The 13,389-nt window shown below is 41.2% G+C and carries 13 protein-coding genes and 2 riboswitches; of the genes, 6 read left to right on the forward strand and 7 right to left on the reverse strand.

Translation table 11 applies throughout. From position 1 onward, the window contains the following. Positions 1-85 precede the first annotated feature (85 nt). The 7 genes from EDC41_RS08900 to EDC41_RS08925 all read right to left on the reverse strand — a co-directional run bounded on the left by EDC41_RS08900 (position 86) and on the right by EDC41_RS08925 (position 7,759). Positions 86-250 (reverse strand): hypothetical protein, encoded by a 165-nt coding sequence (locus EDC41_RS08900; RefSeq protein WP_020824075.1) that lies wholly within the window; start codon positions 248-250, stop codon positions 86-88. A 15-nt stretch (positions 251-265) separates the two neighbouring features. Further along, complete coding sequence (locus EDC41_RS13690; protein WP_006252353.1) at positions 266-412, reverse strand: hypothetical protein; 147 nt, start codon at positions 410-412, stop codon at positions 266-268. A 37-nt stretch (positions 413-449) separates the two neighbouring features. After that, entirely contained in the window at positions 450-1,685 is a 1,236-nt protein-coding gene (locus EDC41_RS08905) for a site-specific DNA-methyltransferase (RefSeq protein ID WP_006252354.1), read from the reverse strand. 38 nt (positions 1,686-1,723) lie between these two features. After that, complete coding sequence (locus tag EDC41_RS13890) at positions 1,724-1,906, reverse strand: hypothetical protein (protein ID WP_021280617.1); 183 nt, start codon at positions 1,904-1,906, stop codon at positions 1,724-1,726. A gap of 140 nt (positions 1,907-2,046) precedes the next feature. Further along, positions 2,047-4,533 (reverse strand): trimethylamine-N-oxide reductase TorA, encoded by a 2,487-nt coding sequence (gene torA / locus EDC41_RS08915; RefSeq protein WP_006252356.1) that lies wholly within the window; start codon positions 4,531-4,533, stop codon positions 2,047-2,049. 18 nt (positions 4,534-4,551) lie between these two features. Continuing rightward, positions 4,552-4,747, reverse strand: a riboswitch (molybdenum cofactor riboswitch). Between the two features lie 3 nt (positions 4,748-4,750). Continuing rightward, complete coding sequence (locus tag EDC41_RS08920; protein WP_006248614.1) at positions 4,751-5,866, reverse strand: NapC/NirT family cytochrome c; 1,116 nt, start codon at positions 5,864-5,866, stop codon at positions 4,751-4,753. Positions 5,867-6,007: 141 nt separating this feature from the next. Beyond that, positions 6,008-7,759 carry an ABC transporter substrate-binding protein gene (locus EDC41_RS08925; protein WP_006252358.1) on the reverse strand — a complete coding sequence of 584 codons (1,752 nt, stop codon included), beginning with the start codon at positions 7,757-7,759 and terminating at the stop codon, positions 6,008-6,010. A 163-nt stretch (positions 7,760-7,922) separates the two neighbouring features. Next, positions 7,923-8,079: riboswitch (molybdenum cofactor riboswitch) on the forward strand. On the opposite strand from EDC41_RS08925, the gene moaA reads away from it, so the two are divergent. The 6 genes from moaA to EDC41_RS08955 all read left to right on the forward strand — a co-directional run bounded on the left by moaA (position 8,068) and on the right by EDC41_RS08955 (position 13,316). After that, positions 8,068-9,093 carry a GTP 3',8-cyclase MoaA gene (gene moaA, locus EDC41_RS08930; protein ID WP_006248612.1) on the forward strand — a complete coding sequence of 342 codons (1,026 nt, stop codon included), beginning with the start codon at positions 8,068-8,070 and terminating at the stop codon, positions 9,091-9,093. Its footprint overlaps the riboswitch before it by 12 nt. A gap of 500 nt (positions 9,094-9,593) precedes the next feature. After that, a complete protein-coding gene (moaC, locus tag EDC41_RS08935; protein ID WP_006248611.1) occupies positions 9,594-10,070 on the forward strand; it encodes a cyclic pyranopterin monophosphate synthase MoaC in 477 nt (158 codons plus the stop codon). Beyond that, positions 10,063-10,308 (forward strand): molybdopterin synthase sulfur carrier subunit, encoded by a 246-nt coding sequence (gene moaD / locus EDC41_RS08940; protein WP_006248610.1) that lies wholly within the window; start codon positions 10,063-10,065, stop codon positions 10,306-10,308. Before moaC ends, moaD begins: the two co-directional genes overlap by 8 nt. A 1-nt stretch (position 10,309) precedes the next feature. Continuing rightward, a complete protein-coding gene (gene moaE, locus EDC41_RS08945; RefSeq protein ID WP_006252361.1) occupies positions 10,310-10,765 on the forward strand; it encodes a molybdopterin synthase catalytic subunit MoaE in 456 nt (151 codons plus the stop codon). A 17-nt stretch (positions 10,766-10,782) separates the two neighbouring features. Beyond that, positions 10,783-11,265, forward strand: coding sequence for an rRNA maturation RNase YbeY (gene ybeY, locus EDC41_RS08950; protein ID WP_006248608.1), 483 nt, complete (start codon positions 10,783-10,785; stop codon positions 11,263-11,265). A 77-nt stretch (positions 11,266-11,342) separates the two neighbouring features. After that, a complete protein-coding gene (locus EDC41_RS08955) occupies positions 11,343-13,316 on the forward strand; it encodes a tRNA(Met) cytidine acetyltransferase TmcA (RefSeq protein ID WP_006252362.1) in 1,974 nt (657 codons plus the stop codon). The last annotated feature ends 73 nt before the right edge of the window (positions 13,317-13,389 follow it).

A 13,389-nucleotide genomic window follows, 5' to 3' on the forward strand; every position in this document is an offset into this window, starting at 1 on the left:
TTTGGGTGGAAAAGAATTTAAGCTCAAATTAATCTGACAGACACGGTAATTTAAAACGGGGGACTGTCAGATTAGGTTTGATCTTCTACAAATAAGGCACATCACGCAAATTACTGTGTTCACTTGGGATCTTGTAACTATATTCAGGTTGAATTTGGCTAAATGCGGTTTTTGCATCAGATTGCAAACAAGCCGAAAAATAGTGGCTGACACGGTTTAATGCCTCATTTTGGTAATTTTTTAATTTCATTTTTTTCTCCTACTATTAACGAGACATTACATCATATGGAATCTGTTTAAATGTAATTTTCTTTTCAGCTAACTGCACTTCTCCTAAACGGCACGCTTCGCCATATACCACAATATCCATTCCCTGTTGAATAAATTCAGCAAAGTATGGTAACTCCGCCATTAATTTTCGTGTCAGAACATTACCACTCTGCGGACGTTTATCGCCTAAAATAGTAGGCTTTGCCGTTGAAAGTGCCGACAAGCGGTGATTTTTCGCTGTTTTTTTGCAAAGGGAAATGATTTTCTAAATACCAAATATGGGCGGCTAAATCGTCAAAACGAATGTTCGGATTAAGTGAACCGAATGCGTCAAATACTTCCTCGCCTAACTCACAAAAGCGAAACGATCCACCACCTTGCCAATTTACTGCTTTTGAAATACCGCCTTGCTCACCTTCAATTACTTTTTTCAACCGTGGGACAACATGGGTTTTAGCATGTTCGCCAATCTCAATACCGATATAACGACGGTTCGTTTTATGAGCAACTGCTGCAGTTGTACCTGAGCCAAGAAAGCTGTCGAGGACGAGATCATATGGTTCAGTCGATGCTTCTAATACAAATTGGATTAATTTTTCAGGTTTAGGATAATCAAATGAATCTTCTGCAATATCCTCCCCAAATAATTCTAGATGTTCACTAGCAGAGTCTTCATTTGTTGCCATATCATAATGAGCTCTGCTAATTAAGTTATGAATTTTTTTCTTTTCCGCACTTCGCTCAAATACTCTCCTTGGTCGAAAGTCTAAACTTTTTATAATATAGTAATCACCATTTTTTAATTGCTCATCAATACTTTTTTGGCTATACCGCCATTCACCTTCAATTTCTACTGTATTTTTATTCCATTGATCTTCAATAATTAATTCCGAAATCAACGTAATTGAACTCGTTTTTTTAGAAAAAATGGTTGGCTTATATAATCCATCACTATGTTTTTTAAATTTTATAGAACGAGGAGGGAAAACTAAAATTTCTCTTGAATTTCCAGCATTGTATAATGGATAGGTTTCATCACCTGAGGTCTCAAGGTAAGTTAAGTCATTTAATTCATTTTTGTTTTTTGCATAGCAAAATAAATTATCTGTAACTTTACCAACTTTGCCTAAAAAAGATGGTTTCCTTTTCTTTTCCCAAATTAAGTTAGAAATGAAATTCTTCCGCCCAAAAATTTCATCAAGCATAATTTTCAAATAGTGACTTTCGTTATCATCAAGAGTGATCCAAATTGAACCATCTTCGGCAAGTAAATCTCGCAGAATTTCAAGGCGTGGATACATCATTGAAAGCCAAACGGAATGCTCTAAATTATCATCGTAGTGGGTAAAGGCCGATTTTGTGTTATAGGGAGGATCAATAAAAATACATTTGACTTGCCCCGCATAAAAGGGCAAAAGAGATTTTAAGGCTGATAAATTATCACCCTGAATAATTAAATTTTGCTTGACTTTAGATAAGGTTTCAGCAGAAGCTGAGCTGTCGGCTGTCGGCTGTCGGCTGTCGGCTGTCGGGCAATATTATGCGAGAAGTCCGGCAACTCACGCAATAGGCAATATGGGGTTTGTTTTGCTTTTTTGACGGCTTCTTCTTTGCCGTACCAAGTAAGGGTTGTCATAAAATGCACCTGAAAAGTAAAAGTGGATTATTGTAACAAGCGGTCAAAAAAATAGAAAGTTTTACAAAAAATTAAGCAAATTTAACCGCTTGCAACATAGAAAAGGCACAGTTTTATACTGTGCCTTTGGTTATATGAAATTAGCCTTGTGTGTATTTAGGCTCTTTAAATACTGTTACTTCTGGTGCTTGTCCGGTGAATTTTTCAACCTGTACCGTAGCGGTATTTGGTGAGTTACCCTGTGCTAATTTTGATGTGCCTTCATCACGGGTTAGCACGTTAGGGTTGCCGTTTTTACATAGCGGTTGCTCGCTGGTGCCGAGATCGAGCGGATCGTACCAAGCTCCTTCGTGCAAGGCTAATGTACCTTTGATAATGCCATCTGTCACCACTGCACCGGCTAATACTTGACCACGTTTGTTAAAAATACGCACAATATCACCGCTTGTAATGCCACGAGCGGCGGCATCTTCAGTATGGATCAACACCGGCTCACGGTCATTAACCGCATATTGTTTGCGTAATGATGAGTAAGCTAACTGGCTGTGTAAACGCCATTTAGAGTGTGGAGTCACCAATGCCAACGGTTCTTCTGCGGTGGTTTTACCCGAGTATTCTTCGTGTTCCATCCAAGTTGGGTGACCTTTACAGTCATCATAATTCATTTTGGCAATCACCTCAGAGAAAATCTCAATTTTGCCGGACGGTGTGCCTAATGGATTTAGGAGTGGGTCATTACGAAATTCTTCATAACGAACCCATTTTTTCGCTTTGTCTGATGCTTTAAAAGAAAGTGGTTTATTCTCTTGCCAGAATTTCTCGAATTTCGGCATAATCACACGATTTTTGCGTGCTGCCTCAAATGCAGTTTGATAGAAACTTTGTAGCCAATCCATTTCAGATTTGCCTTCGGTAAATTCCGCTTCTTTGCCTGCACGTTTGGCTAGTTCGGCAAAAATATCGTAGTCGTTTTTTGCCTCAAATTGCGGTTCGACCACCTGTTTCATCGGGAAAATATTCATCATTGAATAATCGCCCGACATAGTTAAGTCATTACGCTCATAGCTGGTGGTTGCCGGCAGCACGATGTCAGACATACGAGCCGTTGGTGTCCAATGGCATTCATTGACGATAATAGTATCCGGTTTTTGCCACGCTTTCACCAAAGTGTTGGTGTCTTGGTGGTGGGTAAACGGATTACCCCCTGCCCAATAGACAATTTTGATATCAGGATAAGTAATTTGTGTGCCATTGTAATCAATGGTTTTGCCCGGGTTGAGCAGTGCATCGGAAATACGAGCCACCGGGAATGAAGATTTTGATGTTTCATCTAACCAGGTTTTCGCTCCGGCTTCTACTGCCGGATTTGCTGTGATAGAGCCTAAAATGCCCCCTGTGGCACTCGGCACGCCGCCGTTTGAGTAATGGTAGCTTAAACCGAAACCACCACCCGGTAAGCCGATTTGACCTAACATTGCAGCTAGGGTGACTAACATCCAATGCCCTTGTTCACCGTGTCGTTGGCGTTGAATCCCCCAACCTGCCATTAACATTGTGCGTTTAGATTGGAAATCAGTGGCTAATTTTTTAATGGTTTCTTCTGGCACACCACAAATTTGACTTGCCCATTTTGCATCTTTCGGTTGATTGTCTGCCTTACCGAGCAGATATTCTTCAAACTTCTCAAAACCGGTGGTGTATTTTTTAAGGAATGCTTGATCGTGTTTGCCTTCAGCGACTAAGGTATGAGCCATACCGAGCATTAACGCAACATCCGTGCCGGTATTTACCGGTACCCATTCTGCACCTAAAAATTCACAAGATTCGCTTTTTACCGGGTCAATACAGATAATGCGTTTCCCGCTCTCTTTGAGTTTTTTAAAGTATTCAATACCTTGTTGATCGGTTGAAGTCCACGCAATGCGTAGCGTATTTAACGGGTTAGCTGACCAAAGCACCACAATATCTGAACTTTCTAAAATCACTTCCCAACTGGTTTGCTGTTCGTACACCTCGATTGTACCTAAAACGTGTGGCATAATTACTTGAGCTGCACCGGTAGAATAGTCGCCTTTTACGCCAACAAATCCGCCGGTAACATTTAAATAGCGTTGTAACAGTGTACGGGAAGCGTGTAATGCCCCAGAACTATACCAACCGTAAGAACCACCAAAAATAGCATTCGCCCCGTGAGCCTCACGAACACGTTTCATTTCATTCGCAACTAATTCAAATGCCTTATCCCACGAAACTCGCACCCATTCATCACGCCCACGTATAGTAGTATCTTTATTACCTTCTAAGTAGCCTTTACGCACCATTGGGTATTTTACTCGTGTTTCACCGTGTACTTGGTCTGCTACCACGTGTTGCAATTCATTTGGCACAGAAATCTCAAAAACAGAATCAGATTTCACCACTTTGCCATTTTCTACCACTACGCCTAAAGGCCCCCAGTGGGCAGCAGTTACTACTGTTTTCATCTCGGCAGCTTTGGCACTGGTGGAAGCTAATGCCCCCACTACACCGGTAGTACCACTGGCTAAACCTGCACCGGCAGCTAAGCTTAATGATGAATTTTTTAGAAAACCGCGACGACTTACGTCAATACTGTCTTGTTTTTTCATAATAAACCTCGTTTGAAGTTAAGTTAAAAATAGACACCTTTCTAAAGTCGAGTGGATAAACCATTTCTCGTGTATCCATTGGTAAAGAACCGACGGTAATTTTTGCAAAATGTTAGGAAAAAATGACCGCTTGTAATAGGTGCTTTACGGCTTGCTACCATATCTCTGCTATCAGTAGACACTTAGGCTCACAAGCTCGGTATCCTCTAAGTTACAATTAATGGGAACTGCCTGCTACATCTTTTGCATTACGTTGGAGATAGATAGTCACCGCACGCACATCATCAGCCGACATAGATGTTCTGTCTTTCATTGAATTTACCACCCCAATCCATTGATTTGCGGTGTAATGTTCTGCCCCAATCGGTGCATGGCAACCGCTACAGTGTGTTTGGTTTAAGTTATCGCCAAAATGATTTAGTGCAGTAATATTGGCAGTGACTGCATTTTTAGGAGCAGTAATTTCAAAATTGATTTCTTTCCAATTTGAGTTGGTGACATTATCAAACACTGTTTTTGTGACATTCACTTTGCTTTGAGCGTCATCAGGTAGAAGAGCAACCATAATACGCTTGCCTAAATCCATATACACCACAGATTCCGCACCTTCTTGTTGCCAGCCATTAACCGTTGCTTTAACCTGCTCGCCTTCTGCTGTCCATTGATGTAATTCTGCATAAGGTAACAAGCGAATTTCTCCACCTTGAGCGAGCTGCACTGGAGTCATTGCGAGCGTATAAAGGGTTTTATCATTTGTGCTAAATTCCGCACCGTGTTTAGCTAATTCGCCCATTGCTGCGGCATTATCTACCGGCACATCAGGCATAAAATGGGCAATTCCTTTATGGCAATCAATACAGGTTTGATTAGTTTCTTGGGCTAGTTTGTGCATTTTCTGTGCCGCTTCTGTTTGTTCAGAAAGTACCATCGCATCAAAACTATGACAGCTTTTACAGGTCATAGAATCGTTTTCTTTCATTTCTGCCCAAACACGTTGTGCCATTTCTAGACGATGGGCTTCATAGGCTTCTTGATCAGGTAATTTATTGGTTACAACGGTGTGCCAAACATCTTTTAATGCGATGATTTTAGCTTTGACATAATGCAAGCCGTCTTGTGGTAGATGGCAATCCGAACACTCGGCTCGAATTCCCTTACGGTTGGAAAAATGGACACTGCCTTCCCACTCTGCCTGTGGGTGAGTCATAGAATGGCAGCTCACACAAAATTCTGTTGAGCTGGTGGCTTTCATTGCATATTGTGTGCCACCTAATACCGCAGCACCTAATGCCATAATACCGACAAATACAGCAATTTTTTTCATCTTAGCCATAAATTACCCCACTTAATACACTAAAAATTAAAGACAGAGGCATTGTATTAACTCCCAAGAGGTATAAAAATAAGTAAAAATACCTATTACCTCGAAAGAGTGAGAATAATTTGATCTAAGGCAAAAATATGTAGTGAAATTTTAGGCTTTTTCAGAGAACCACGGCGGTAAGATAAATTGTGCATTGGCAAACAACTCCGGTGCAATCACACGGCTCTGCCCTTGTTGGATTTGGTAAACCAACTGTGGCAAGCTGATAGATAAGTCGTGGGTTTCTGCGTAAGTTAATCCAATTTGGCTATCGGTATTAAAATAGTAAGTGCCGTTTACCCCATAATGTGGCTGTAAGCGGATCGCATTAGAGACGGCTTTAAAATGCCGAGGTGAAACACTTTGTTTCCACGCATTTGCTAGAATATTTGCTTGGTCATAAGCAATACTGGCTTGGGAATAAGTGGGCGATTTGCCGAAAAATTGTTCGTAATGTTGGCTAAACTGTCTGCCTAAATAATTTTCGCTTAACCCACTATTGGTACTCCAGAGAACGCCCTCGCAAAGTTTCTCGTGTGGCAAAAACGCCGAAGGTGCATAAATACTGTAAATAATGGCATTTGTTGGGTTGCGAATGAACGTTTGATAAAACTGTACAATATCTTCTGCAAAATAAGAGGCAAACACAATAATGGATGGCGTGAGGTTATGCACCTGTGTCATTAATTTGGCATAATTATCTTGCTCTTGGGTGAGTTCCAGATAATCCACATTCCAGCCTTGCTCCCGCAAACTTAGGGTTAAACTTTCAATACCGATATCAACTTTTTGCCAACTCACCGTTACCACCATCACCGTTTTATTCTGAAGCCAAGGGGCATAATGGTAACGGTAATATTGCAGAAAGTGAGATATACCTAAGCCATAGGTTACATCACTGGCGCAAACCTGAAACATATTTTCAATTCGTTGATTCGGTAAATTTTGGGCAAGTTTATTTGAGCCACTATGAGTTGCAATATGCAAATAAGGAATGCCTTTAGTTGCAATTAATTCGTGTACTTCCGGCAAGTAGCACGCATAAGCGGTTGAAATGGCATCAACTTCTTGATCAAATAAATGATGGTATGCCTGAAGAATACTTGCTTTATCTTTAACGCAAAACCCTGCCGTTGCAATCTGCACTTCTCTACCGTGAATCCCCCCTTGTTGATTGATGGTTTCAACCGCAAGTTGAGTGCCGTTAAGTAACTCTCGGGTATCAATTTGCCCAATACCCTGTTCAACATAAGGCACGCCAATAATGATCGGGCGAGTATGATGGTGGCTTATGGTAAACATCGGTAGTTCGTGCCGAGTTGAAGGCGTTACAAGCGGTTGTTTTTTCGCGATAATTTGCAATGCCAGTTGTTCAATGTTAAAGCTGGCAAGAATGGATTGGGTTAGCTTTCCCGGTGTAGGCAAACAGACTAAATGTTCGGTAATAGCAAAAACCGCTAATAAGGTTCGGCTTTCGGTGTGTGTTTTTGCAAAAATATTTTCGATATGTTTATCAACTGTCCGTTTGCTGATACAAAGCTCATTGGCGATTTCCTCATTGCTCAAACCACTGCTAATTAGAGTGAGAAGCTCAATCTCCCTTTTACTCAGTCCATAAGGCAAATCGGTATGCTCTGCTTGAGTCAATACAAACGATTGGTGGCGTTCTAGGCTGATCTTAAGCCATTGATGGTTTGAACTATAGTAAAACTGCAAGCTATTTTTATCTGAATAGAGCAATGCCTGTGCATAGTGGCAAATTTGCGGTAATTCAGCAAAATAGTCTGCCCCTGCTTTGTCTTCCCATTCTGATATTTCGCCTTGTTCATTTACTAAACAAGACCATCGGCTACGTTTATCCATTCTCACCTCGAACTAAAAACGTTAGCTAAAATAGCAAAATTATCTCGGCATTAATATGATATAAATCAAACTAAGCAACGGTTGCCAGATTTTTATAGGTAGAGCATACAATTTAAATTATACCTCTTGCCTAATTAGGTTTCTCACCATAAAATGAAAACCAATTTATTGAAGACTCCGAGCATTATTTCCTAACTCTAAAAATTAAAGACAAATTTTTGATATGGAATTTATGCCAGTAACAGCATAAAGCTGTTCAAAGGATAACTTAGAAATGGGTTGTCCTCTCGTGTTTAGAAAGGTGTCAAATGCAGTCTATTATCCCAATTAAAAACGTGGGTGATGATGTCGTTTCAGGTTTAGTTGATCGCTTTCAGCGTCAATATACTTATTTGCGACTATCCATTACTGATGTTTGTAACTTCCGTTGTAATTATTGCTTGCCTGATGGCTATAAGCCGCCTTCACATAAGCAAACTTTTCTTAGCGTTGATGAAATCCAGCGGGTGGCTAAAGCCTTTGCCAATTTAGGGACGGAAAAAATCCGTATCACCGGTGGTGAGCCAACTTTACGCAAAGATTTCCTCGAAATCGCTCACACTATTTCACAAACACCCGGTATCCGTAAAGTTGCCCTAACCACCAACGGCTATCGCCTAGAGCGTGATGTTGAACTGTGGCAACAAGCCGGTATTACCGATATTAATGTGAGTGTTGATAGCCTTGACCCACGCCAATTTCAACTGATTACCGGCGAGAACAAGTTGCAATCTATTTTAAAGGGTATTGATAAAGCCTTTGAAATTGGCTACCCAAAAATTAAAGTCAATGCGGTGCTAATGAAGCAATATACCGCCCCTGAATTGGATAAATTCCTCACTTGGATCAAAGACAAGCCGATTCAAATGCGGTTTATTGAGCTGATGGAAACCGGTGAAATGGATAGTTTCTTCCAAGCTCAACATCTTTCTGGTCAATCGGTGATGACCCGCTTATTACAAGAAGGCTGGCAATTACAACCCAAAGCGATGTCTGACGGCCCGGCAAAAGTGCTTTCTCACCCTGATTTTAAAGGCGAAATCGGCTTAATTATGCCCTACGAGAAAAATTTCTGTGCCTCTTGCAACCGCTTGCGTGTTTCCGCACTTGGTAAACTGCATCTTTGCTTATTTGGTGAAGAAGGGATTGATATTCGTGATTTACTGGCAAGCGATGAGCAACAGTTACAGCTTGAAACCCGCCTAAAATCTTCCTTACAAGGCAAGCGAGAACACCACTATTTGCATATTGGGGATAGTGGGGTCAGGAATAATTTGGCGAGTATCGGTGGTTAAACAACCACCGAGCGTGTTTTTTCTGTTACTTTTCTTTGCTTCGCCAAAGAAAAGTAACCAAAAGAAAGGCGACCCCAGATTTTCCTTAATCCTTCGCTTGTTGCTAACTTTTGGGACGAACTTTTCAAACTCGCCAACTGCGTTGGCTCAAACACGAAAAGTTGTCCTCAAAAGTTTACGCAATCGCTACGGCGGAAAATAGGGGCAAGCGGTACATTATTTAAGATTTTTGCAAGTTTTTATTTAAAAATAACCGCTTGTAATGTTCCAGCTTCTCCCTTCTGAACCGCCTGAGCGACTTTGAATTTATAGGAAAAATTTAGTGTTTGAGCCAACGAAGTTGGCGAGTTTTAAATTTTTCCGTTAAACAAATTCAAATAAAATGAAGATAGCGGTGAAGTAGGGTGTGCTTTCTTTGGTTACTTTCTTTGCACAAGCAAAGAAAGTAACAAGAAAACGCTCAATATTAATTTTACAATCAAATTTAAAGAGACAAACAAATGACAACCTTCACCCACATCAACCAAAACGGCGAAGCCAATATGGTTGATGTTTCAATGAAACAAGAAACCGTACGCATTGCCCGAGCGGAGGCATTTGTGCGAATGAATGCCGAAACATTACAAATGATCGTCAGTGGTAATCACCACAAAGGCGATGTATTCGCAACCGCTCGAATTGCCGGTATTCAGGCGGCGAAGAGAACTTGGGAGCTGATTCCACTCTGCCACCCGTTATTGCTTTCTAAAGTGGAAGTTCAACTGGAGGCGTTGCCGGAAAGCAACCAAGTGCGAATTGAATCACTCTGTAAACTAACCGGCAAAACCGGCGTGGAAATGGAGGCATTAACCGCAGCTAGTGTTGCTGCTCTGACTATTTACGATATGTGTAAAGCCGTGCAAAAAGATATGATTATTGAAAATGTAAGATTACTTAGTAAAAGCGGCGGAAAATCAGGAGATTTCAAGGTTGATTAAGATACTTTTTTTCGCCCAAGTGCGTGAACTTGTGGCAACGGATAGACTAGATGTTGAGCCTACTTTTACCACTGCCGAAGCGTTGCGTGAACACTTAAGCCAACAGGGTAAAAAATGGCAACTTGCCCTTGAAAAAGGCAAACTGCTGGTTGCAATTAATCAAACGATCTGCCCGCTTGAAACGGAGATCAAAGACGGCGATGAAGTGGCATTCTTCCCACCGGTAACCGGGGGCTAAAATGTTTGAAACCCTGATTGAAGTACAAGAAGCTGAATTTGACCAAAACAGCATTTACCAATGGCTCAGTGAACAACATAGCGTGGGGGCAGCCACTCTATTCATCGGTAAAGTACGTGAAATGAATTTGGGCGATAATGTTTCCGGTTTGTTTCTTGAACACTATCCGGCAATGACTAAAAAAGCATTGCAAGAAATTGTGGCTCAAGCTCGCACTCGTTGGGATTTACAACGCGTTGCGGTGATTCACCGCATTGGGCAACTGCATACCGGTGATGAAATCGTATTAGTCGGTGTGAGTTCTGCTCATCGAGGTGATGCCTACCACGCCAACGAGTTTATTATGGATTATCTCAAAACCAAAGCCCCATTTTGGAAACGAGAACAAACCCAAGCCGGTGAACGTTGGATTGAAGGGCGTGAGAGTGACCAACAAGCCGCCAAAAAATGGCAATAATTTGCAAAAGGTAACGAATGGAAAATTTATATATTGATTTGCAGATCGCCTGCGAAAATACCGAAAACTTACCAAGTGAACAACAATTTTATACTTGGGTACAAAAAGCCCTCGCAGTTGAGGCAAAAACCGATGATTTCCCTGAGAGTGAGATCACCATTCGGATTGTCGATGAAGCAGAAAGCCACGAGCTAAATCTGACTTATCGTGGTAAAGACAAGCCAACCAATGTGCTATCTTTCCCGTTTGAGGCCCCCGAAGGAATCGAAATGCCACTATTGGGTGATTTAGTCATCTGTCGTCAAGTAATGGAAAAAGAGGCGGAAGAACAAGGTATTTCAGCCGAATCCCATTGGGCTCATTTGGCGATTCACGGCACACTTCATCTGCTCGGCTACGACCATATTGAGGAAGATGAAGCAGTGGAAATGGAAAGCCTCGAAACCGAAATTATGCAAAGTTTAGGGTATGAAGATCCGTATCTTTCAGAAAAAATATAGTCTTGTAGGGGAGGGTCCTGTGCCCTCCAGTACTCCATTATAATCGGACAGGCACAGGAGCTGTTCCTACAAGTTATATGAGAACGATCGCAATCATAACATCTCCTAACAATGCCGACTTTATTCAACAAGGCTATTTTTACATTCCCGAAAATCATCAGCTTAAAGCTATCCCCTTTTCCAATGCCAAAACGATTTTAGGACAAGAATACCCTTTTGCCATTTATACTATGCAAGCAGAAAATGGGGTGAATTTTAACTTAGATGCTTTTGCAATACTTGCCGGCACTATTCAAGAAAACGGTACTTTATTTTTGCTTTGTCCTCAGTGGGATAATTTGGAAAATGAATTAGATTTCGATGCGTTACGTTGGAACGAAAATCAGGCTATTGCCTGCCCGAATTTCTATCAACATTTTAAACAATTAGTCGCTAAATTTGGTTTTGAAGTCAGAACTAATTTGCCAAAATTACCGGCTACAAGCGGTCAAATTCCTTCAAAAATTTACCAATTAACGCAAGAACAGCAAAATATTTTGCAAAATCTACCGCTTGATCCTGCCGATATTCATTTGATTACCGCCCCTCGTGGGCGGGGCAAATCTACCCTTGCAGGGCGACTTGCAAAAGCGTTACCCGCACAAAATAAGGTATTAATTACCGCACGGTCTTATTCTGCATTGCCCAGTTTTTGGCGTTCGGCAGAGCAAAAAATCCCTTTTTTCGCACCTGACAATTTAATCGAGCAAGTTAAAAGTAAAAACATTTCACCTAACCAATGGCTCTTTATTGATGAGGCAGCTAGCCTACCCTTGCCGATACTCCACACACTTTGTGCCTATTTTGAAAAAGTGGTTTTAACCACAACAACCCAAAATTACGAAGGCACGGGGCGAGGATTTGAGCTGAAATTCCCGGTAATGTTGGATAAACCGTTTAAACATTGGACGTTATCTCAACCATTGCGGTGGAGCGAAAATGATCCTCTCGAAGCATTTGTGACTGAGTTGCTATTACTTTCCGAAGAAAAATCTCCCCTCTTTAGCAAAGAGGGGAAGGGGGAGATTTATTCGCTTCGCTCACACTATGTGCCGTTGCTAAAGCAACGTTCAAACGCAAAGCGTTTGTGGCAGAAGCAATTATCGAAGAATATAAGTTATTCGAATAAGCATTTACAGGAAAAAATCGCTTTCTACCACTTACTCGCCAACGCCCATTACAAAACCACTCCAACTGACTTACGCCGTTTATTTGATGGCGAAAATCAGCTTTTGTTTTCACAACAGGAAAACGAGCAACTTATCGGCGGAATTTGGGCAATGCAAGAGGGTGGTTTAGATGAAAAATTAACCCAAGCCATTTGGCTAGGGGAACGCCGTCCGCAAGGCAGTCTAGTGGCTCAATATCTCTGTTTTCAAGGGAATTTACCGCAGGCTTGCAAATTGCATTCCATTCGCATTTCTCGGATTGCGGTATTGCCTGAAAAGCAAAATCAAGGCGTTGGCAAGCGGTTGATTTCTCAGTTTATTTTGCACAATTCGGTAGAAAAACGACCGCTTGATTTTATCTCTGTGAGCTTTGGGCTAACTACTCCACTCCACGCATTTTGGCAATCTTGTGGTTTCCAACTTGTGCAAATCACACCGAATAAAGAGGCAAGCAGTGGTTATCAAAGTGCAATGATGATTTACCCGATTTCGGAGCAAGGAAAGTTATTTGCACAGCAGGCAACCCAAGCCTTTGCCAGAGATTTCGCCCTTCAGCCATTTTTCACGGAAATTTGTGAGGAATTGCAAAATTTCGAACAATTTCGACCGCTTGCCACACACAATTTAGATGAACGTGATTGGAAAAATTTAACCGCGTTTGCTCATGGCAAGCGGACGTTTTCAGCGGCGTATGTGAGTTTAAAACGGCTTTATTTATCGGATAAAGCACGCTTTTCAGAGCTGGATATTTTTGAACGAAAAGGGCAAAAAATCTCCAAAATGGAGGTGGAAAATTATCGAAAACTCGTTTTGCAAAACTTAAACAATAAATCATTAAAATAATTTATAGGTTTTATTACATTTTTTGTGTTTTTGCTCTTGCTAAATCTGCAATTTAATCGTATAAATTCACTGT

Origin of the sequence: Mannheimia haemolytica (genome assembly GCF_004342115.1) — a bacterium.
GTDB lineage: Bacteria > Pseudomonadota > Gammaproteobacteria > Enterobacterales > Pasteurellaceae > Mannheimia > Mannheimia haemolytica.

Excerpts from the sequence above, each read along its gene's own strand:
- moaA (WP_006248612.1), top strand. The coding sequence starts at position 8,068 with ATGCAGTCTATTATCCCAATTAAAAACGTGGGTGATGATGTCGTTTCA.
- EDC41_RS08900 (WP_020824075.1), bottom strand. The coding sequence starts at position 250 with ATGAAATTAAAAAATTACCAAAATGAGGCATTAAACCGTGTCAGCCAC.
- moaC (WP_006248611.1), top strand. The coding sequence starts at position 9,594 with ATGACAACCTTCACCCACATCAACCAAAACGGCGAAGCCAATATGGTT.
- ybeY (WP_006248608.1), top strand. The coding sequence starts at position 10,783 with ATGGAAAATTTATATATTGATTTGCAGATCGCCTGCGAAAATACCGAA.
- EDC41_RS08955 (WP_006252362.1), top strand. The coding sequence starts at position 11,343 with ATGAGAACGATCGCAATCATAACATCTCCTAACAATGCCGACTTTATT.
- EDC41_RS13690 (WP_006252353.1), bottom strand. The coding sequence starts at position 412 with ATGGCGGAGTTACCATACTTTGCTGAATTTATTCAACAGGGAATGGAT.
- EDC41_RS08920 (WP_006248614.1), bottom strand. The coding sequence starts at position 5,866 with ATGGCTAAGATGAAAAAAATTGCTGTATTTGTCGGTATTATGGCATTA.
- torA (WP_006252356.1), bottom strand. The coding sequence starts at position 4,533 with ATGAAAAAACAAGACAGTATTGACGTAAGTCGTCGCGGTTTTCTAAAA.
- moaE (WP_006252361.1), top strand. The coding sequence starts at position 10,310 with ATGTTTGAAACCCTGATTGAAGTACAAGAAGCTGAATTTGACCAAAAC.
- EDC41_RS13890 (WP_021280617.1), bottom strand. The coding sequence starts at position 1,906 with ATGACAACCCTTACTTGGTACGGCAAAGAAGAAGCCGTCAAAAAAGCA.
- EDC41_RS08925 (WP_006252358.1), bottom strand. The coding sequence starts at position 7,759 with ATGGATAAACGTAGCCGATGGTCTTGTTTAGTAAATGAACAAGGCGAA.